Raw genomic sequence first — 21169 nt, 5'->3', positions numbered from 1 at the left:
CACATTTGAGACATATCACAGCAATTGGTTGGAAAAACACCAACCATATACGTAAGATTCATGTGTCTATTCTGTTAATGGACAATCGATCTCTTTATCACTATGTGTAGTAATTAAAATGACGTCTAAAAAAAATCTGATTTTATGTGTTGGGCTGGCCATCGTTGGGGGAATCATTTTCTCTCAATTCATCATCCCACCAGCCTTGAGCTTCCTCATTGGTGTTATCGCTACTGCTTTTCTTTTTTCATTTTCTAGCAAAACACCTGTTCTTCAATCTTCGGAGCCTGATCCTTCAACTAAAACGCTGTATGTCGGCAACCTTCCTTATAAGGCCAATGAGAGTCATGTTCGCGATTTGTTTGCTGAATATGGACAGGTCTATGCGGTACGCTTAATGAAAGATAAGCGTACTGGAAAAAGAAGAGGGTTTGGTTTTGTAGTGATGGCTGCGGCAGATGCCAAGCCAGCTATCGCTAAACTTAATGAAAAGGAATATATGGAGAGAACGCTAAAAGTGAGAATTGCGAACGATCCTAAACATCCGGATGGTGGTAAACCTGAACAGGATTAAAACCTAGCTTCTTTAAACAAATGTTCAGTGCATCTTCCTGCCAAGGAGTTGCACTGGCATAAATCGACTTACTTCCCTCTTCTGTATCCTCAATTTCATCACTTAATAGCAATGCTTTTACTCGACGTGCAATCGCTGCGCCTGAATCAATTAAAGTAACGTCCCCACCCAAAGCTTGATGAATCTCCTCTTTGATTAAAGGGAAGTGAGTACAACCGAGCACCGCAACATCGACTTTATCGCGAAGGGGAAGCAGGATATTTGTCAGTTCGTCGAGAGAAACGCTGTTGCCCCGCAATTTCTCTTCGGCCATATCTACCAAGCGAGTTGATCCCACCAGCTCAACTGGTTTACCTTGCGCAAAGTCCCGTATTAACTCGTGAGTATATTGGCGTGTTACTGTCGCCGGAGTGGCGATCAGCCCTACTCCTTTTGATGCTAAAAGCGATGCGGGTTTAATCGCAGGGACAACACCAACAACGGGAATCGATAAATTTTCGCGTAAGGAAGGAAGCACTATGGTGCTCGCCGTGTTGCAAGCAATGACAACAATGTCGACTTGGTGTTCTTCGACTAATGAAGAGACCAGTTGGTTAACTCGTGAAATGAGTACAGCCTGATCGAGTTCACCATAAGGGTAAGCCTGATTATCGAATAAGTATAAGTAGTCTAGCTGGGGCAATAGGCGATGTATCTCTTGGAATACAGAAAGGCCACCAACACCGGAGTCAAAAACTAGGACTTTTTTCTTACTTGCTACTCGCACGAGCCTTACCTAAAGAACAGAAACGTTGCGATCATACTGCGTAGATTTGTTTTGGCAATGCTTTAGCATGGTATCTTTGATGGCTGAATCTATCTCCAGATTCTACATCTCGCTTCGTCAACTCGATATGTCCTTGAAAAGATGACGAAGACGTGACCAATGTGTGAAATTCACCATTTTCCCCACAGGGATCAATTTGACTTGGTAATGACTCTATTAGGGCTTTGTCATACCAGCGACCACACCATTCTGGAGGGAGAACTCTTCCGTCGATGGTGATTAACATCGTTTGAATACCACGCTCTATGATTTCCATCGCTAGTTTTTCGCTGCTCTCCCCTAATAGAGGAAAGACGCATTCCCAGCCAACAGGTTCAATATAGCTGCGTCGGTAATCGGCAATGCCATTACAAAACATATCACCAAATGCGACAGCTTCTATGTTCAGACCACTACTTTGTAATGCATTAACGATGGTCGATTGATAAATGTCGTTACTTGGAAAGATTTCAGGTAGCTCGATAGTAATGAGCGGAAGCGCAAGTAAGTCTGCTTGCATTTGTACGACTTCAAGCGGAGTTGCTTGGAAAGGGACTTCTTTCCCTACGTAAGTCGTGTACAAACCGACAACTTGATAATTTGGATTCTCGTTAAGGCGCTCAAGCGTTAATGTCGAATCTTTACCACTGGACCAACTGATCACCACTCGCTTGGGTTTCTTCATTCGATTTTCCACCACAAAATGTAAATTACCACCTTCTAAAGAAGGTGGCTTTGTGTGAGCCCCCTAAAAGGGGGCCTTTGTTTAGTCCAGCGCCAATTGCTGCTGCTCTACTCGCTCTTGCTTCTCTTGATGTCTTACATATCGGCGTATTATTTCTTCATTGATTCCAACACTATCGACAAAATAGCCTCTTTGCCAAAAGTGATTACCCCAAAGCCTGTTCTTCCTAAGGTGAGGAAACTTGCTAAATAGCTTTAAGGCTATTTTGCCTTTCAATACCCCCATCAACTTGGATATCGAAAGCTTTGGTGGGACCTTTACAACTAAATGTACGTGGTCAACTTGTACGTTTAGCTCTACGACTTCACATCCAAGTTGATTACAGTAAACATAAATACATCGATAAACTTCTTTACCTATATTGTTCTTCAAGATCCTAAATCGATACTTTGGCGTCCACACTATATGGTATTGACAACGCCAAAATACGTGGGAAGCTTGATTGTATCTACTCATGTTATTTGTCCTCTTTGACTTCTGGAAAAATCAAAGACGCATTTAGCATGAGTAGTTTTACAGGCAAAGCCGAAACGGATGATAACCACCTACTGAAGTAGGTGGTTTAGGGCTGAAAATTAAAAACCGCCCGAAGGCGGTTTGTGCTCATTCACGATTAGAATTCGTAGCCAACGTTGATGTAGTACGCTCGCTCTGCAGCAGGGTAACCTTTTGCCATCTCATACTCTTCATCAAGTAGATTATCGATACGAGCACTAATAGAGGTCGACTCATTCGGATAGTAAGTCACTGCCGTATCAACCAACGAGTAAGAAGAAAGCGTAATATCTTGTGAAGGCCAAGTGCTGTAATCCACATCTGGACGCTTACCGACGTACTGATAGCTAACCGACCAATCCACTTTATCGAAGCTCACTAAAGCATTCCACTTATACATTTCTTTAGCGCGACGCTGCAACTGATGCCCTTTATCGTCTTCAGCATCTTTGTAATCTGCACTCAACTGGTGCTGCACAATCCCTGTATCAAACTCAGCAACAAGCTCCACACCTTGGATATGTGTTTCACCATCGACATTCAAATATTTGTATGTGGTTGGATGGTAATCGATAAGATTCGTGATTTTATAGTCATAACCCGTTACGGACCAAAAAACGCCTTGGACATCACCGCTGAATGCTAGCTCCCAAGCATCTGACTCTTCCGGCTTAAGATCTTTCTCACCGTATGTTGGGTCATACTGTTGATATAGGTTTGGAGCCTTAAACGCAGTACCAAAAGAAGCTTTAACCCCAAACTCTGGCACAAACTGGTAACCAGCCGCTAAGCTGTAAGTGAACTCACTACCGTATTCTTCGTTATCATCAAGGCGAGCACTGCCCTCAAGCATTGCTTTATCAATACTGGTGGTTGCCATACCAAACAGAGCGCCATTGGTACGATCAAACGTTTTATTCGCACTCTTGTCTTTATAAGACTCATTACGCCAGTCAATACCACCAGCAAACGTCGTATTGTTGTTTAGCAAGTAACTGTTGGTCCACTGGACATTTTGCTGCTCAAGTTCATCTTCAGTACCTGAGTGTTTGCCTTTTGCTTGCTCATAGTTCCAAGACTTCTGTTTCTGTGCTGTTACTTGTAGTTCTGACATCACATTATCAGACTGATACTTACCGCCCAGAGTGACAGAAAGATCGTCTTTTTCTGCTTCGTAGTAACCGCGACTGCCGTAGCTGCTGTCATATTGATAAACATTTTCGTAAGCACGCAGGTTACCAAATGCAGACCACTGGTCATTGAAGTTGTGCACGTAACCTAGCAGACCATTCTTTGTATCAAAGCCATGGCGATCGCCGTCATTAACTCCCGGTACAGGACGAACGTTATAACCATCATCACTTTCACTACCAAGCGCGATATTTAGCTGGCCGCTCTCTGTGACTTTAATACCAGATGCCACACTCAATTCCTGGTAATCTAAGCTGCCTAAACCCGCACTTAACTTCGTTCCTTCTTCGTCAGCACGCGCAATGGTGATGATATTGATCACGCCACCAATCGCTTCTGAGCCGTAAAGTGACGCACGCGCACCACGCACGTACTCAATACGTTGAACGTAAGTAAGTGGGATTTGGTTAAAGTCCACAGCGCCCTTCGCTGCTCGTGCAAAACGTACGCCATCAACCAGTACTAAAACTTGGTCAGAACTGGTTCCACGAACAAATAAAGACGCTAACTGACCACGACCACCATTTTGTGAAACTTGAATCCCGGTAAGACGACGCAATACATCTGGTAGGGTTTTCGCTTGAATGCGATCGATGTCTTGTCGAGTAACTACTTCGACATCTGCCAACGTACGGCTTTCGGCTTGCTCAAAACGGTTTGCCGTAACAACGATGGTTTCGTCAGTGGAGGTTTCTTGGGCCTGTAGATAAGAGACAGGTGAAAGCAGCGATGCCAAAGTGATCGCCAGTGCGGATTTTCTCATTGTATTGTCCTAAATCGCGTAATTCCTTCCGAGCCCTGTCATCATGACAGTCCAGTGCTGTGGCTCAGTTGTTGGCAGGTATTCGGACTCAAGAGCACGGGTGTACCGCCTACTTGCTCGACTTCCCACATAAACTAATGCAGTGTCTGATGAGCGTTCGTTCTCTTTTACCGCTGCGCGTCAGTTCTGGATTCACACCAGATTCCCATTTCAGCCATCTAGATTGCTAGATAGCACCAACTTGAGGCAAATATTATTCAGCTATTGATTATTTGTCCAGCCAATATTGCCCTTAGAAGTTGTAACGTTTTGATTGATTTTGCTTTCTACTCTGCCTGTACGCACTATCTTTAAATCAATTCCAGTACAAAACTGGACATCCTATTGAGATTGAATAAAATCTGCGCTCTTAAATTGAATGCACCATAAAAGGTAAGATCATGGCTACTCTTGATGTAAACCCACAACGCTACCAAGAACAACTGGCTGAAAAAGTCGAACGTCTCACGGATATGTTCGCGCCATACAACATGCCAGAACTGGAAGTGTTTGAATCACCAGAGCAGCACTACCGCATGCGTGCTGAGTTCCGTGTTTGGCATGAAGGCGAAGATCTTTACTACATCATGTTCAACCAAGAAACTCGTGAGAAATACCGAGTTGACCAATTCCCTGCAGCAAGCCGTCTGATCAACGACCTGATGCCGCTATTGGTTGAAGCGATGAAAGACAACGACTCGCTACGTCGTAAACTGTTCCAGGTGGATTTCCTGTCGACGCTAAGCGGTGAGATTCTGGTTTCACTCCTTTACCATCGCCAACTTGATGAAGAGTGGATTGAAAACGCGAAAGCCCTTAAACAGCGTTTAAATGATGAAGGCTTTAACCTAAACATCATTGGTCGCGCTCGTAAGATGAAGATTGTCCTAGACCGCGACTACGTGATCGAGAAGCTCGATGTAAATGGTCAAAGCTACATCTACCAACAAGTGGAGAACAGCTTCACTCAGCCGAACGGCAAAGTCGCAGAGAAGATGCTGGAATGGGCGGTCGACTGTACCCAAGAAAGCACTGGTGACCTACTAGAACTTTACTGTGGTAACGGTAACTTCTCGCTGGCGTTGGCACAGAATTTCGACCGCGTACTGGCAACTGAGCTAGCGAAGCCATCTGTGGTATCTGCACAGTACAACATCGCTGCCAATAAGATTGATAACGTACAAATCTTACGTCTATCAGCAGAGGAATTTACTCAAGCGATCGAAGGTAAGCGTGAATTCCGTCGTCTACAAGATGCAGGTGTAGATCTGAAGAGCTACAACTGCAATACGATTTTTGTCGACCCACCACGTGCTGGGATGGATGTCGATACTTGTAAAATGGTGCAAGGTTACGAGCGCATCATGTACATCTCTTGTAACCCTGAGACTCTAAAAGAGAACTTGGACACTCTATGCGAAACACACAACGTAACGCGTTTTGCTCTGTTTGACCAATTCCCTTATACCCACCACATGGAAGCGGGCGTGCTATTGGAACGCAAAGCGTAACCCACCGCGTCAAATAAAAAAAAGCGAGCTCAATGGCTCGCTTTTTAATTTGATTCGTTTGCTTATTCCGCAGAAGTCTTCTTGCTGACAAAACCTAGCTTCTTACCAATCCATGCGAGTAAGATCATTGAAACCATGATCGCGAAGAAGTTTGAGCCTGCTTCTGGGTATTGCGCTTTAATAAACGCAGAGTGACCAAACGCACCTACGAAGAAGCACGCCAAGCCAACTAATGGGATATCTTCTGATACCGGATTATTTAGGTACTCTTGGTAAAGAGCTTGTACAGCCAGTACGAGTGCAATCAATGGGAAGATTGAAAAAGACACTTCACTCATGGTCAACCATGACAACAAAGCATCACCACACATACCTGCAACCAGTGCCAAAATCAGCGTTTTCTTTTCAGATTTATTTCCATTCGACATTATTCTATCCCGCCTTTTAATCGGTTACGTTCACGTTCTTTGCGATACCAATAGGCCCCTTTGGCTATCATTCGCAATTGCATGATCAATCGCTCGGCGAGTTCATCGCGCTCACGTCGATCTAAATCTAAAGCTTCAGCTCCCGAACTGAAAACCAAAGTCACAGACGCTTCTGCTTGAGTATACGCCTCTTCTCTGGTCACGCCGGTGCTCATTAAATACTCGGTTAATTCTGCCGAAAAATGCTGGATTTCTCGAGCAACAGCGGTACGAAATTCAGCAGAAGTGCCGGAGCGCTCACGCAACAACAAACGAAAAACGTTCGGACTACTTTCAATGAATTCCATAAAGGTTTCGACCGAGGTACGAATTACGCTACCTTCTTTCACAATACGTTGACGCGCCTGACGCATCAGTTGGCGTAGTAGCAAACCGCCTTCATCAACCATGGTTAAGCCTAGCTCATCCATATCTTTGAAGTGACGGTAAAAAGAAGTCGGTGCAATCCCTGCCTCTCGGGCGACTTCTCGCAAGCTAAGGCTGGAAAAGCTGCGATCCGCACTTAATTGACTAAATGCCGCATCGATCAATGATCGACGTGTCTTCTCTTTTTGCTGTGCGCGGATTCCCATCGATTTCATTCTTAACTTGCTCTTTTTCTGTAGGGTACAAGAGCCTCAATATAACGCAATTTGCTCCTACGGAGAAAGATATGTTGCTTCGCTCGCTCTGAGCGCGGAGAACGTTACTATTGGCATGCATCTAATTGCAATGTTCTCGATGCAATTTATAGACATACAACATACCAAATCATCCTTTTGGTCGATTCTGCGTGATCACTTCCACTCTCTAACAGGCATTACGTGTACCAATAGAGTAAATGAGTTAAAATCGCGCTAAAGCAATGTTAAGCAAATATAACAAGGAAGGCATCATGGCGCATGTTAATCACTATGACGTGATCGTAATCGGTAGTGGCCCTGGCGGAGAAGGGGCTGCAATGGGATTAACCAAAGCGGGACTGAATGTTGCCATTGTCGAGAAAGAAAGCAGTGTCGGCGGCGGTTGTACTCACTGGGGTACCATTCCATCAAAAGCACTGCGTCATGCCGTTAGCCGCATCATCGAATTTAATAGCAACCCGCTATTTTGTCGAAACAACACCAGCGTTCATGCAACATTTTCTGACATTTTAGGTCATGCTAAATCGGTCATTGATAAGCAAACTCGACTTCGTCAGGGCTTTTATGACCGTAACTCATGCACACTTTTGTTCGGAACCGCGCGATTTATCGATAACTACTCAATTGCAGTGATGCAAAGCGACGGTACAGAAGAAATCTATTCTGCGGATAAGTTTGTCATCGCGACGGGTTCTCGCCCGTATCAGCCTAACGACGTAGATTTCTTGCATGAGCGCATCTACGACAGTGATTCCATTTTGAGCCTGAAACACGACCCTCGCCATATCATCATTTACGGTGCGGGCGTTATCGGTTGTGAGTACGCCTCTATCTTCCGCGGCCTTGGAGTGAAAACCGACCTTATCAATACCCGCGACCGCTTGTTGGAGTTTTTGGATAACGAAGTGTCAGATGCGCTGTCTTACCACTTCTGGAACAGCGGTGTGGTAATTCGTAATGATGAGACCTATGAAAAAATCGAAGGCACAGAAGATGGCGTGATTATTCACCTACAATCTGGCAAGAAGATGAAGGCAGACTGCTTGTTGTATGCGAATGGTCGAACAGGTAACACCGATAAGTTGAATTTGGGTGCAGTGGGTCTGGAAGCGGACTCTCGCGGACAACTAAAAGTAAACCGTAACTACCAAACCGATATCGAACACATTTACGCTGTAGGCGATGTCATCGGTTACCCTAGCCTTGCAAGCGCCGCTTATGACCAAGGGCGATTTGTCGCACAAGCCATTACGAAAGGTCAGGCAGAAAACTACCTGATTGATGATATTCCAACGGGTATCTACACCATCCCAGAGATTAGCTCTGTGGGTAAAACCGAGCAAGAGCTAACAGCTGCGAAAGTACCGTATGAAGTAGGACGCTCTTCGTTCAAGCATCTAGCTCGTGCACAGATCGCAGGGAAAGACATCGGTAGCTTGAAGATATTGTTCCATCGTGAAACCAAAGAAATTTTAGGGATTCACTGTTTTGGCGAACGTGCCGCGGAAATTATCCACATCGGTCAAGCCATTATGGAGCAAAAAGGCTCAGCGAATACCATCGAGTATTTCGTCAATACCACCTTCAACTATCCAACAATGGCCGAAGCGTATCGTGTCGCTGCGTTGAATGGTTTGAACCGCTTGTTCTAATCTATGCTTCTTGATAGCAGACAGAAAAACAGCAGGCTTGGACCTGCTGTTTTTATATCAACATTGTGCTAGGAAGGTATCCTTGTGCCATTGGTAGAGAAAGATAACCCCTAAACCAATACCCCGCATCAACATAAAGCTCGTCATTGCAAACCACAGCGCGTGATTTTCCCACTCGGCGAATAAGTAAAAGACAACGAAGAAACTGCTGGTCGCGACAAACATACTATTGCGCATGTCTTTGCCTTTGGTTGCACCGACAAAAATGCCATCCAATAGAAAGCACCACATCGACGCAAGTGGCATCACCACCAGCCAAGGTAGATACACCGCTGCTTGCTGTTGGACCGTCTCAATTGAAGTGATCATGGCGATCAACTCCGATCCCGCCAAACAAAAGAGCGCGGTCAGTCCTAAGCAAATAACCAAACTCCAAAAGAAAGTGCCGACAAGCGATGCACTCAATTGTTGCCTATCCTTGGCACCAATCGCCTTCCCGACCATGGCCTCCATCGCATAAGCAAAGCCATCCATGCCATACGAGATAATCATCAGGAAGCTCATCAGAACCGCATTTGCAGCGACAACCTCATCACCCAAGCTCGCGCCTTGGAACGTCATAAAGCTAAAAGCCGCTTGCAGACACAAAGAGCGTAAGAAAATATCGCGATTCAATTTCACGAATCGCCCTAAACCGTGTTGAGTGCTGGCTAGCAACTTTTGAGGTGATGGTAATTGCCTCTCTCGCCAGGTTTTCCAGACACACATGAGACCAAAACCCATGCCAGAGTAGTCAGCAATCACCGATGCCAGCGCAGCGCCTTCTACTTTCCACCCCAAACCAATCACAAACAACAAATCGAGGGCAATATTAGTCACGTTGGTGATGATCACCATCCACATTGGTGCTTTGGAATTTTGCGTTCCGAGCAGCCACCCCAACAACACAAAGTTCATTAGCGCAGCGGGGGCACTCCACACACGGATAGAGAAATATTGCATACCGTAGTGTTTTACCTCTGCGCTGGCGTCACTCCAACCAAAGATCAAATCAGCTATCGGGGTATGGGCAATAAGGAAGACTAACGCAAACAGCAGCGCCATAAGTGAGCCTTGCATAAACACCAAGGCAAGTTGCTTTCGGTCTTCACCGCCATAGGACTGCGCCGCCAACCCAGTAGTCGACATACGCAAAAAACCAAGCAGCCAAAACGTCACGCTGATCATGGTGCTGCCCAACGCAACACCACCCAAATACCAAGCGTGGTCTAGATGACCAATCACCGCAGCATCGACCAAACCGAGCAATGGAACAGTAATATTCGACAGCACCATAGGTATAGCTAAAGCTAAGACTTGGCGATGAACTTTTGGGTTAGATAAAGGAGAGAAGATTGAATTTGTCACAGGCACCTCATCAGTAAGATCGACGAGTGTACCTGAGCGCTTAACGACTAGCCAATTACCACTTGATATGAACGAGTACTGGCGTGAGGCGATGCTTCAACATTGGAATCTTATTAAGCCAACGCTGCCAAGCTTTCCAACGAGAACAGAATCTATCGAATGGCGAGAAAGCTTTCACCCACTGTGCCCATGGTAACCATTGCAATATCTGTGCTGCAGGCGCTTCAAAGCCATGAGCATAACGATCAGAGCCAAGCTTTTGTCCCCACTTGGTTTCCGTTAAATCTCCTGCCAGCACCATACACAGTTCAGCAGAAACAAAATGTCGACCTAAGGTTTGAATAAATTTCGCGACTTGACGCTCTGTGCAATCGAGCAGTGCCATTTCACATAAAATGAGTACCGGTGCTTGCTCTGGAATGGCTAACGTCTCTAGCCACGACATTTCATCCACACTGCCACAGCGATGTTCATAACGTTCATTTTTGTGGAACAAACGCTGACGCCATACCAAATTTTCCGTCACATCCAGCTCTATCCAATGGCAACGTCCATTATCCAAACGATAAAAGCGGGTATCCAACCCCGCTCCGACATTGATTATCCAAGCATCGGGATACTGCTGTAAGAAGTGACTAACCTGCTGGTCACAAAGCTGAGTCAGCGTCACGTGCAGCAATTGCTTCTGCGCAATATCACCACTCAAACAATCCGGCGCCATCTTACAGCTCAAACACGCTTTAGCAGCTATCGGATCGTACACCAAGCCATTGTCGACCATGCTTTCACGGCTACGCAATAACAGTGGCTTTAATAAATGGTTAGGAACTTGATGTTTAGACTGAGACATGGGCATTTCCTGCGCCAGAGAGAAAACATAGACATTAATAAAGATGATAATGAATATCAATTACATTATCAAGCTTATAAATTGGTCAAAACAAACAAGGTCAAGATGATGAGCAAGCTTTTGGAGGAAGTAGAAAAAGAGAAAAGACAAAACAGCCCAGATGAACTGGGCTGCTTAAACACACTTACATCCAATCGGTATTGCGAATAATACCAACGGCTAAGCCTTCAATCGTAAGGTGCTGAGACGTTAAGTCCACTTGGATTGGGGCAAACTCTTCATTCTCAGCATGCAGTAATATGGTTGAACCTTTGCGCTCCAAACGCTTCACAGTCACATCATCATCAACACGCGCAACGACAACTTGACCGTCTCTCACATCTTGGGTTTTATGCACCGCGAGCAAATCGCCATCCATAATCCCGATGTCTTTCATACTCTCGCCATTTACACGAAGTAAGAAATCCGCTTGCGGTTTGAACATCGCAGGATCGACTTGGTAGTGCGCCTCTACGTGCTCTTGAGCCAGAATTGGCTCACCCGCTGCGACTTGACCAATCAAAGGCAAACCCTGCTCATCATTGGCTGCGTCTTCAAGCAGGATACGAATCCCACGAGAAGCGCCTGGAATAATTTCAATTGCTTGCTTACGAGCAAGCGCTTTTAGGTGTTCCTCTGCGGCATTCGCAGAGCGGAAGCCAAGCTCACGCGCAATCTCTGCACGAGTTGGTGGCATTCCGGTGTCGTCGATTTTACTTTTAATCAAATCGAAGACTTGTTGTTGGCGTGGCGTTAACGGCTTCATGTCTCACCTGTCTTTTTATACAGTTAACTGTGAGTATATCCAGTAAATGCTCAAATGAAAACCCAATTGGTTGTTTTTTAATTTATTTGTGGGGAGCTTTCAGCTTACCAATTAAGTTCATTCTTTATTCGTTTAAAACACCGACTTTTCAGTTAATCAAGTCAAAGCAATAACTTAGGGGTTCGACTAATTTACAGCCAATAAAATTAAAAGGTTTGACCAGTTTCTGGTATCCTTGCAGCGCTTAAATTTTATCGCCTAGGCTTATTTCTATTGCCGTACTCATCTCTTTTTATAGAGAAGACATGCAAAGCGGAAACTGAAATAAGGTTAGGCCTGTTTGAATACCTATTGAGGCTGTGAACTTTATGTCTTCTGGACAATCATTTTCACGTTCATTACTAAAACTACCTTTATCGGTACTGGTAAAGGGCACCGCAATCCCGTCGAACCCGATTGAAGATCTGAACATCGACCTAACTAAACCGATTGTATATGCCCTGCCGTTCCGCTCGAACGTGGATTTGCTGACACTGCAAAAACAAGCCATGAGCCTTGGTCTACCCGACCCGCTCAGCCCGCTGGAAATCAATGGCAAAACGCTGAACCGTTTCGTCTTTATCGCTGCGCGTCCAACTGTGATGAACAACGATAATGATGTCCCAACCGATTCTGTTTCTCTGTTCACTGACTTACTGGAACTGCACAAGCTGGATAGTGAGTTGGATGTTCAAATGATCCCTGCAACCGTGCTTTGGGGTCGTAAGCCAGGTAAAGAAGAGAACCAAAAGCCTTACCTTCAACCGATGAATGGTCCGCAAAAAGCCAAAGCGGTAATGGCGGCGGGACGCGACTGCTTAGTTCGCTTTAGTCCCGTGGTATCTCTGCGTTATATGGCAGACTCCCACGGTACCGACAGCGCAATTGCGCATAAACTGGCTCGCGTGGCGCGTATCCACTTCTCACGCCAGAAACTGGCTGCTTCAGGCCCAAACCTGCCACAACGCCAAGTGTTGTTTGCTCGTTTACTAAAGTCTCCAGCTATTGAACTGGCGATTGCTGACGAAGCCAAGAGCAAAAACATCTCGATTGATAAGGCACGTAAAGAAGCCCACGACATCATGGATGAAATCGCTGCCGACTTCTCCTATAGTCTGGTGAAAAACGGCGACCGCATCCTGAGTTGGTTATGGACAAAACTATACCAAGGTTTGCACATCAATAACGCCTCGACTGTGCGTCGTTTAGCGCAAGACGGCCACGAAATTGTGTACGTTCCTTGTCACCGTAGTCACATGGACTACCTGCTTTTGTCTTATGTTTTATACCATGAAGGCATGGTGCCTCCGCACATTGCGGCAGGCATTAACTTGAACTTCTTCCCGGCCGGTCCTCTTTTCCGTCGTGGTGGGGCGTTCTTTATTCGTCGTAGTTTTAAAGGCAACAAACTGTACTCAACCATTTTCCGTGAGTATCTAGCTGAGCTGTTTGCCAAAGGCTATTCAGTCGAGTACTTCAGTGAGGGTGGTCGTTCACGTACAGGTCGCTTACTGCAAGCGAAAACGGGTATGCTGGCTATGACCATCCAAGCAATGCTACGTGGTCTAAACCGCCCAGTAACACTAGTGCCGGTCTACATCGGTTACGAGCACGTAATGGAAGTAGGCACTTACGCGAAAGAGCTGCGTGGCAAACGCAAAGAGAAAGAAAACGCAGGGCTTGTACTGCGTACTCTGCGTAAACTGCGTAACTTTGGTTTGGGCTATGTGAACTTCGGTGAGCCAATTCAGCTCAACCAATACTTGAACGAGCATGCTCCTGAGTGGACGAAAGACATCGACAGCATGGGTGGTAACAAACCACAATGGATGAATCCTGTGGTCAACGACCTTGCTAATAAGATGATGACGCACATCAATGATGCGGCGGCAGCAAACGCGTTGACCTTGTGTGCAACCGCACTGCTTGCTTCTCGTCAACGTGCACTTTCTCGTGACTCGCTGATCAATCAGATCGAGTGTTACTTAAAGCTACTCAAAAATAACCCGTACTCAAGCACCTCCACTATCCCTACCGAAAGTGCTGAGGAGTTGGTCGATCATGCAATTTCGCTTGATAAGTTCGTGATTGAAACCGATAGCATGGGTGACATCATTTCGCTGGACCGTAGCCAATCGATCCTGATGACTTACTATCGCAACAACATCATTCACTTGTTCGCTCTGCCGTCATTAATTGCCCAAATGCTCATTCGTCAGCGCAACCTTTCGGTAGCCAAGATTCAAGCGAATGTCGCGCAAATCTACCCATTCTTGAAGAAAGAGCTGTTCTTAAGTTACCAAGAAGACGAGTTAGATGAATTGGTCGTTAAAACACTGCATGAATTTGCCGATCAGAAAATGATTAGTCTTGATGGTGATAAGCTAGAGATCAATCAATCGAACAACCAGCCTTTGGTTCTGTTAGGTCGAACGATAACTGAAACGCTGCAACGCTACTCTATCGCGATGAACTTGCTTGTTGCTTACCCTGAACTCGGTAAATCGGACCTAGAGCAGAAGAGCCAAGATATTGCTCAGCGCCTAGGGCGTTTGCACGGTATTAATGCGCCAGAATTCTTCGATAAAGGTGTGTTTACCGCGATGTTCAATACGCTCAAACAGCAAAAATACCTCGATAACGATGGTAACTGTGACACGAAGAAAACGCAGCAATTTGCACGGCTACTGTTCACTCTGCTTTATCCAGAAGTGAAACTGACGATCGAAGAGAGTATTCACCAACTTCGGTCGTAACCGTTTTACCTTCTTCCAATAAGAAAAAAGGCATCCAATCGGATGCCTTTTTCTATTTCTTCGCTTACCAAAATGCGACCAGTAACCCTATCGCTATCACCATGCCAACATAATTGTTGTTAAGGAAAGCCTTAAAGCACAACTCACGCTCACGGTGACGAATTAAGTGCTGCTGATAAACAAACAACGACGCTGCAATCAAAAGGGTCCAGTAGTAACTTTGTCCCAATTGGTAGAACTGCCCTAACCAAACCAACATCGCGAGTGTAATAAGTTGCAACACACCAATAATAAGCTTGTCATGACGACCAAACAGAATTGCCGTCGATTTAATGCCAATCTTTAGATCATCATCTCGGTCTACCATCGCATATTGAGTGTCGTACGCAATGGTCCACAAAGCGTTAATGAGGAACAAAAACCAAACAATCAATGGTAATTCCCCAGTTTGTGCAGCCCACGCCATTGGAATCGCCCAGCTAAAAGCCAAGCCTAAAAATAGCTGTGGAATATGAGTGTAACGCTTCATAAATGGATAGATGAACGCCAACACAATGCCAGCGAAGGATAGCTGAATCGTCAGCGGGTTCATGGTCAGCACTAACAAAAACGAGCTGATACCCAAAACCAAAAATAATCCAATCGCTTCTTTTGCTGTCACTTTCCCTGATGGCAGTGGACGTTGCTTAGTACGCTTTACATGGCCGTCGACTTTGCGATCTGCAAAATCATTAATCACGCACCCCGCACTACGCATTAGGAAAACACCCAATACAAACACGATGAATACATCCCAACTTGGCATCCCTTGGGCTGAGATAATTAGCGCCCAAATCGTTGGCCACATCAGTAACAGTGAACCAATCGGGCGATCCATGCGCATCAGTTGCCAATATGCTTTGGCTTTTTCTGCGGACATTTACACTGTCTCCTTAGCGTAAACTGGTGAATTAGATAAGAATAACTCGGCGACTAGCATCGGTTTGTGATTCATCCACAACCTTGAGCGTCGCGCTAACAAACGTCCTTCTGGTACGGCTACCCATCCCATTTGCAAAGAGTCCCGCTCAACGTTATCTGCGCTGAACACAGTTAGTCCTAATGGGATATCCCCTTGTTGAGCCAAATCATACTGCTGATCAACTAAGGTTGAACGAGGAATCAATGTCCGCCCAATAACCCAGTTGTTATTGTCACCGCACAAAATTACCTCTCTCAGTAAGCAATTTTGTTCGGACAATAACTGGCTTTCGTCCTGTTTTAATGTCGCTGCAGTGACGATCTGATTTTGTAGTAATTCTACCGTTAACGCTTGGCAGTGCTGTTTTAAACGACGTGACAAAGACCCTTGCTCTTCAAGCCAATGCTTGGCAAATTCATTTGGAAATTCGAATTCTTCGGGGTTTTGCCACTCTACTTCCAATAAAGAAGCAAGATAGAGTGATGTTGGCTGATTCATACTAGTATTCAATTGGAGGCTTTATGCGTACAATAAAGCAACAACTTACCGTCCATAGTAATGTATGTAACCGTAAGTTCCGTTATTTGTTATAGACGGCCCATTGTATCAAGACTGAAGCGATTCGAATATCGCGATCCAGAGAAAGAAAAGTTAGAAATATGTACAAACGTTATATAGCCCAAATTATTTTTGCGTTAACCATACTATTCGCCGCACCAAGTTGGGCTGAAACGGAAGAAGCTGGACCTAAGTTGGCATACTTTACCCTAGAGCCTGATCTCACTACTAACTTTTACACCAAAGGCAAAAAGTTAGGTTATGTGCAAGTGCGCATCGACATCATGGTAATGAGTCAACAAGATTTATCAGTTGTTGAGCATCACCAACCTTTGATTCGCGATGCAGTGATTGAATTACTGGGTAAGCAAACAGAAGATACGATTAAGTCCCTGTCTGGCCGAGAAGATCTGCGCAAAACCTTAGTGACGACCCTAAACGAAACACTTTTGCCTGAAACAGGTAAAACCATCATTGCCGATTTGTTGTTTACAAAATACCTTTATCAATAAACCCAAATCCGTTTTGAACATAAAAAAAGACCGCCCTTGAGCGGTCTTTTCATTTCATCTGCTTTAGGCTTGCTGTTGGTATTTCATCTTGCCTGAATCAAACAGCGCAATCGCCATCCCCGACAGTAGCCCAACTAAGTGAGCGGTGTTTGCAATCGCCATAAATGGCTGCACAAAACCAAGAACTAACCATACCAACATAAAGACGATAATTGGCTTGGGTAGCGTAAGGCCTAAATGTGGCAAGCGGTAACCCAATATCCACAAATAACCAAGCAGTGCATAGACCACACCAGACAAGCCGCCGAAGTTAGCCCCTTCAACATAGAACTGGCCTGCCCCTGAAAGCGCTGCCGACACCACAAAGAGTTGCAATAGCTTACCGGAACCGAGACGACGTTCGATGTCGCCCCCCAACTGCCACCACCATAGTAAGTTAAACACGATGTGAGTTACTGAAAAGTGCAGTAACGCATGACTTAGCCATCGCCACACTTGCCATTGTTGCCCCTCAAAAGCCGGGAAGTGCAACAACTTAAACACGCCATTGCCAAAGCCAAACATTTGTAACAAGTAGATGATGATACAGACTGTCATGATCAGCAAAGTCATGGGGCCAGCTTTCGCTTTGACCATGCTCATGATACTCGGGCTGGAATAATGAAATGTGCTCTTACGAGTATCGGCAACGTCCCACGAGGCGGCGCTGTATTTTGAATCAGACGGGTTAGCAAGGAACAGCTTAAGTTCGGCTTCCGCTTCTATTTCATGCTGGCTATCAGTCAGCCACAGCGCAAATTGCCCATCCCCTTCAGGCATCATTTCGATGTCAATTTGGCGAGAGGCCATATAATCAATAAAGGCTTGCGCCATACGTGGATTATTTAACGTTACCAATCTCTTCATTAACTTCTCACTATCGGTAGTTCTGCTCGATGCCAGGCTTCAAAGCCACCATCTACACTGTACACCTGTTCAAAGCCTTGGTTAACCAAATATTGCGCCGCACCTTGGCTACTAATGCCGTGGTAACACATCACTAGAATAGGTTGTTCGAACTCCACTTCATCCATAAACGCAACGATCGTATCGTTAGTTAAGTGATACGCGGACTCCGCATGCGCAACGGCAAACGATTGAGGGTCACGGATATCTACAAGCTTCGCATCACCCTGCTCGAGCAGCGCTTGCGCACCTTGTACATCGATATGCTTAAACTGATCCATTTACTTTCTCATTGTCTTATTAATATACCCAAGCAACCTCGAACCTAACGTACTAATCAGCACCCGTGGTACAGCATAAAATCCATATTTGAAGCTGCTTGGGTATACTGCCGCTATTGTAACCTATCCAACGGCAAACTTAGACACATAGATAATCAGGGTTTTCAAAAGTGTACACATTCCACCATTTGTGGATAAAGCTGTGAATTGCGTTGATAAAGTGTATTTGGATCTTTTGATCCACAATATGTAGTGATGATCCTGATCTAACTGTGTGTATATCTATAACTATCCCCAGATGGAAAAGTGCTTGAATCCCTTGTTTTGTCCGGGTTTCGAACAGTTGATAAATAATTACTTCACAGAGTTATACACAGGTAGCACATAAAATCCGGATCGCAAACGCTATCGATTTTCGATCGACAATAAAAAAGCCGAGATCACATGATCTCGGCTTTCTATGAAAATCTTACTTTCAATTAGCAGTGGAAATTAAAATTCACCCACGGCCAATTTTAGTTTCTTCATTGCATTTTTTTCTAGCTGGCGAATACGCTCGGCAGAAACACCGAACTCATCAGCTAAGTCTTGCAATGTTGCTTTCTCATCATCTAACCAACGAGAACGCACGATGCGCTGACTACGCTCATCCAAACTCGCTAATGCATGACCCAAGCGATTGTTGGTGTGCATTTCCCAGTTGGCGGCTTCAATGTTGTCGGCCACATCAGACGATTTGTCTTCTAGGTATAGCATCGGCGCTGTGTAAGCGTTTGAACTGTCGTCTTCATCAGTTGGCATATCAAAGGTTGAATCCACCGCCGCTAAGCGTGATTCCATCTCGCGAACTTCAGAAGGCTCAACACCTAACTCGCGCGCAACGGTTTCCACTTCACCGTTGTTAAACCAACCCAAGCGCTTTTTCGACTTACGCAGGTTGAAGAACAATTTACGTTGCGCTTTAGTGGTCGCAATTTTCACGATACGCCAGTTACGTAGCACGTATTCGTGGATCTCTGCTTTGATCCAGTGGACAGCAAAAGAAACCAAGCGAACCCCTACTTCTGGGTTAAAACGCTTAACGGCTTTCATTAGACCGATGTTACCCTCTTGCACAAGATCCGCCATTGGCAAACCGTAGCCAGAGTAACCACGAGCAACGTGAACAACGAATCGTAGGTGCGAAAGAATTAGACCTTTTGCAGCCTCAATCTCACCTTTATAGTGTAATCGTTCTGCCAGCTCACGCTCTTCGTCTGCAGTCAGCATTGGGTAGCTGTTTACTGAGCGAATATAGCTATCAAGGCTATCTTGCGTGACTAGAGCCATCGGATACGCTTCTTTTGTCATTCAATTCCTCATCAATCTCTGATCTGGAGCATTACATTGCAATTTAGCTTCGATATCTTGAACTCAAAATGAACAAGTTTCAAGAAGGGGAAGCAATTATCCATAAACATTTGGTCTAAGCAAGGGTTCAAAATTAGCTAGTGCTAATGAAATCCAAGTAATAAGACCGCCATCACTTAAACTGGTTCAATTTCTTTTAAATGTCGTTGCGCAGAAAAGCGCGCCGCAATACATCCCAAAAGACTCCCAATGATGATTAGTAACAAAGATTCATCCCAACTTAGACCAATCAGGCGGAACTGGCTATCGTACAACGCAGCAAGGTCTTCCACCGCACTATTCATGACAATGGTCACTAAAGCCGTTACCAACCACGCAATAGTGGCACCTAACACGCCAAACCACATACCTGTGTACAAGTAAGGGCGCAGAATGAAACTGTCCGTCGCACCGATCAGTTTCATGGTTTGAATCTCTTCTTTATTCGCCAGCACATTAAATCGCAATGTATTGCCAACGATTAAAAATACCGCACCGAGCATCAGCACTGTCAGGGTAATGACAATAATACTCGCGAGAGTTTTGATGGCATCAAGACGCGCTAGCCAGTCTTCGTCAAGTCTCACGTCGGTCACATCTTGTTGCTCTCGAACGTCTTTGGCTAATGACTGAATATCACTTTTTAGCTCCGAATCTGGCGTAATCACCAACACACCAGGTAGCGCATAGCCACTTAAGAGGCTGATAGCTTGGTCGAACCCTGCATATTGGCTTAAATCAGATAGACCTTGTTGCGGTGAAATATACTCTACCTCTTTTACCAAAGGCCAAGTTTCAATTTGATCTTTGAGAACCATCACTCGCGCATCCGGCATACCTTCAACTAAGTAAGCACTAACTTGTGAAGGAGAAGCGACATCTTCCGCTGCCCCCGCAACGTTTTTCCCCAATAGATACAAACAAGCTGGCATGGCAAGTGCCATGGAGATGACCGCTAGGGTCAGAATGTTGCCTAGTGGTCGTTGCCATAAGGCGCTAAAAGAGGATTTAGCTTGTTTTGCGTGGACAGAGAAAAAACCATCGGTATTCGCACGCTTGGCACTGCGGCCTTTCCCCTTCTTTTGGGAGTGCTTGTTACCTGCCATAGTCTTCTACCTCACTTAGGAAGCCTTGGTTCAATTCAAAATGACGATACTGTGGGCGAGTGTTTACTAACCCCACATCGTGCGTGGCAAGTAGGATAGTCACGCCCGCACGGTTAAATTCTTCGAATAGACGCAACACACGGTTGGATAATTCTGGGTCAAGGTTACCCGTAGGCTCATCAGCCACCAGCAACGTTGGTCGATTAACCACAGCACGGGCAATACCGACGCGCTGTTGCTCACCACCAGAAAGTTGACTAGGTAGACAACGAGCTTTATCGAGTAAGCCCGTTTTATCTAACGCCGCAGAAACACGGCGTTTGATTTCGTTTTCAGAAATCGATTCGATACGCATTGGCAGAGCGACATTGTCGTACACACTGCGATCCATCAATAGGCGATGATCTTGAAAAACAATCCCAATATTGCGGCGCAAAAAAGGGATGTCTTTGCTTGGAATACGCGTGATGTCGTGACCATTAAAATGGATTTTGCCATCGGTTGGTCGCTCTATCGCGCAGATCAATTTCAGCAAGGTACTTTTACCAGCCCCGGAATGTCCGCCTAAAAACGCCATTTCACCGCGCCTCAGGTGAAAATCGACTTTTTGCAGTGCTTGTCGACCACCTCGGTAAGCTTTGCTTACTTGCTGAAATTTGATCACCGTTGATTTC

21 protein-coding genes and 1 riboswitch are annotated in these 21169 nt (G+C 45.3%); of the genes, 5 read left to right on the top strand and 16 right to left on the bottom strand.

All coding sequences use genetic code 11. The annotated features are described in order from the left end of the window. Positions 1–118: 118 nt before the first annotated feature. Entirely contained in the window at positions 119–574 is a 456-nt protein-coding gene (locus J4N43_RS00620) for an RNA-binding protein (protein WP_017821270.1), read from the top strand. Here J4N43_RS00620 and murI read toward each other — a convergent pair. The 4 genes from murI to btuB all read right to left on the bottom strand — a co-directional run bounded on the left by murI (position 537) and on the right by btuB (position 4573). Beyond that, the gene (gene murI, locus J4N43_RS00615) at positions 537–1340 is read right to left on the bottom strand and encodes a glutamate racemase (protein WP_005389694.1); all 804 of its coding nucleotides are present in this window, start codon (positions 1338–1340) and stop codon (positions 537–539) included. The genes J4N43_RS00620 and murI overlap by 38 nt on opposite strands. Positions 1341–1371: 31 nt before the next feature. Beyond that, positions 1372–2064 carry a Dph6-related ATP pyrophosphatase gene (locus tag J4N43_RS00610; RefSeq protein ID WP_053350804.1) on the bottom strand — a complete coding sequence of 231 codons (693 nt, stop codon included), beginning with the start codon at positions 2062–2064 and terminating at the stop codon, positions 1372–1374. Positions 2065–2145: 81 nt separating this feature from the next. After that, on the bottom strand, positions 2146–2580 hold the full coding sequence (gene tnpA, locus J4N43_RS00605) for an IS200/IS605 family transposase (protein WP_017633711.1): 435 nt from the start codon (positions 2578–2580) through the stop codon (positions 2146–2148). 157 nt (positions 2581–2737) lie between these two features. Then, complete coding sequence (gene btuB / locus J4N43_RS00600; RefSeq protein WP_053350805.1) at positions 2738–4573, bottom strand: TonB-dependent vitamin B12 receptor; 1836 nt, start codon at positions 4571–4573, stop codon at positions 2738–2740. Positions 4574–4629: 56 nt separating this feature from the next. After that, positions 4630–4827, bottom strand: a riboswitch (cobalamin riboswitch). A 186-nt stretch (positions 4828–5013) separates the two neighbouring features. Here btuB and trmA point away from each other — a divergent pair. Continuing rightward, positions 5014–6123, top strand: a complete 1110-nt coding sequence (gene trmA / locus J4N43_RS00595; protein ID WP_025768174.1) for a tRNA (uridine(54)-C5)-methyltransferase TrmA — start codon at positions 5014–5016, stop codon at positions 6121–6123. A gap of 62 nt (positions 6124–6185) precedes the next feature. Here the strand turns inward: trmA and J4N43_RS00590 are convergent, their stop codons facing one another. Together J4N43_RS00590 and fabR are read right to left on the bottom strand one after the other, a co-directional pair. After that, a complete protein-coding gene (locus J4N43_RS00590) occupies positions 6186–6551 on the bottom strand; it encodes a YijD family membrane protein (RefSeq protein WP_005378634.1) in 366 nt (121 codons plus the stop codon). Then, positions 6551–7192, bottom strand: coding sequence for an HTH-type transcriptional repressor FabR (gene fabR, locus J4N43_RS00585; protein WP_158159514.1), 642 nt, complete (start codon positions 7190–7192; stop codon positions 6551–6553). The genes J4N43_RS00590 and fabR overlap by 1 nt, the downstream gene beginning before the upstream one ends. Before the next feature lie 263 nt (positions 7193–7455). Between fabR and sthA the strand changes: the two genes are divergently transcribed. Beyond that, the gene (sthA, locus tag J4N43_RS00580; protein ID WP_005389689.1) at positions 7456–8886 is read left to right on the top strand and encodes a Si-specific NAD(P)(+) transhydrogenase; all 1431 of its coding nucleotides are present in this window, start codon (positions 7456–7458) and stop codon (positions 8884–8886) included. A gap of 57 nt (positions 8887–8943) precedes the next feature. Here sthA and dinF read toward each other — a convergent pair whose 3' ends face one another. From dinF to lexA, 3 genes are all read right to left on the bottom strand, one after another. Further along, the gene (gene dinF, locus J4N43_RS00575) at positions 8944–10293 is read right to left on the bottom strand and encodes an MATE family efflux transporter DinF (RefSeq protein ID WP_252094123.1); all 1350 of its coding nucleotides are present in this window, start codon (positions 10291–10293) and stop codon (positions 8944–8946) included. 55 nt (positions 10294–10348) lie between these two features. Beyond that, positions 10349–11143, bottom strand: coding sequence for a class I SAM-dependent methyltransferase (locus J4N43_RS00570; protein WP_005378679.1), 795 nt, complete (start codon positions 11141–11143; stop codon positions 10349–10351). 184 nt (positions 11144–11327) lie between these two features. Then, a complete protein-coding gene (gene lexA / locus J4N43_RS00565) occupies positions 11328–11948 on the bottom strand; it encodes a transcriptional repressor LexA (RefSeq protein WP_005378682.1) in 621 nt (206 codons plus the stop codon). A 368-nt stretch (positions 11949–12316) separates the two neighbouring features. Between lexA and plsB the strand changes: the two genes are divergently transcribed. Further along, positions 12317–14743, top strand: a complete 2427-nt coding sequence (gene plsB, locus J4N43_RS00560) for a glycerol-3-phosphate 1-O-acyltransferase PlsB (protein ID WP_033907264.1) — start codon at positions 12317–12319, stop codon at positions 14741–14743. 64 nt (positions 14744–14807) lie between these two features. On the opposite strand, the gene ubiA is transcribed toward plsB, so the two are convergent. Further along, a complete protein-coding gene (ubiA, locus tag J4N43_RS00555) occupies positions 14808–15662 on the bottom strand; it encodes a 4-hydroxybenzoate octaprenyltransferase (protein ID WP_005378684.1) in 855 nt (284 codons plus the stop codon). Continuing rightward, positions 15663–16202 carry a chorismate lyase gene (locus tag J4N43_RS00550; RefSeq protein ID WP_017636075.1) on the bottom strand — a complete coding sequence of 180 codons (540 nt, stop codon included), beginning with the start codon at positions 16200–16202 and terminating at the stop codon, positions 15663–15665. Between the two features lie 161 nt (positions 16203–16363). On the opposite strand from J4N43_RS00550, the gene J4N43_RS00545 reads away from it, so the two are divergent. Beyond that, on the top strand, positions 16364–16774 hold the full coding sequence (locus J4N43_RS00545) for a flagellar basal body-associated protein FliL (RefSeq protein ID WP_005378687.1): 411 nt from the start codon (positions 16364–16366) through the stop codon (positions 16772–16774). Positions 16775–16837: 63 nt separating this feature from the next. On the opposite strand, the gene glpG is transcribed toward J4N43_RS00545, so the two are convergent. The 5 genes from glpG to ftsE all read right to left on the bottom strand — a co-directional run bounded on the left by glpG (position 16838) and on the right by ftsE (position 21159). Then, positions 16838–17680, bottom strand: a complete 843-nt coding sequence (gene glpG, locus J4N43_RS00540; RefSeq protein WP_017636076.1) for a rhomboid family intramembrane serine protease GlpG — start codon at positions 17678–17680, stop codon at positions 16838–16840. Next, positions 17680–18000: a thiosulfate sulfurtransferase GlpE gene (gene glpE, locus J4N43_RS00535; protein WP_005378691.1), complete on the bottom strand. Its 321-nt coding sequence runs from the start codon at positions 17998–18000 to the stop codon at positions 17680–17682. Before glpE ends, glpG begins: the two co-directional genes overlap by 1 nt. Positions 18001–18492: 492 nt before the next feature. Continuing rightward, positions 18493–19350, bottom strand: a complete 858-nt coding sequence (gene rpoH / locus J4N43_RS00530) for an RNA polymerase sigma factor RpoH (RefSeq protein WP_005378693.1) — start codon at positions 19348–19350, stop codon at positions 18493–18495. A gap of 176 nt (positions 19351–19526) precedes the next feature. After that, complete coding sequence (gene ftsX / locus J4N43_RS00525) at positions 19527–20495, bottom strand: permease-like cell division protein FtsX (RefSeq protein ID WP_005378695.1); 969 nt, start codon at positions 20493–20495, stop codon at positions 19527–19529. Beyond that, a complete protein-coding gene (gene ftsE / locus J4N43_RS00520; RefSeq protein ID WP_005393800.1) occupies positions 20485–21159 on the bottom strand; it encodes a cell division ATP-binding protein FtsE in 675 nt (224 codons plus the stop codon). The genes ftsX and ftsE overlap by 11 nt, the downstream gene beginning before the upstream one ends. Positions 21160–21169 lie beyond the last annotated feature (10 nt).

Source organism: Vibrio sp. SCSIO 43009 (genome assembly GCF_023716525.1).
Taxonomy (GTDB): Bacteria; Pseudomonadota; Gammaproteobacteria; order Enterobacterales; family Vibrionaceae; genus Vibrio; species Vibrio alginolyticus.
This window is presented reverse-complemented; position numbering and strand designations above follow the sequence as displayed.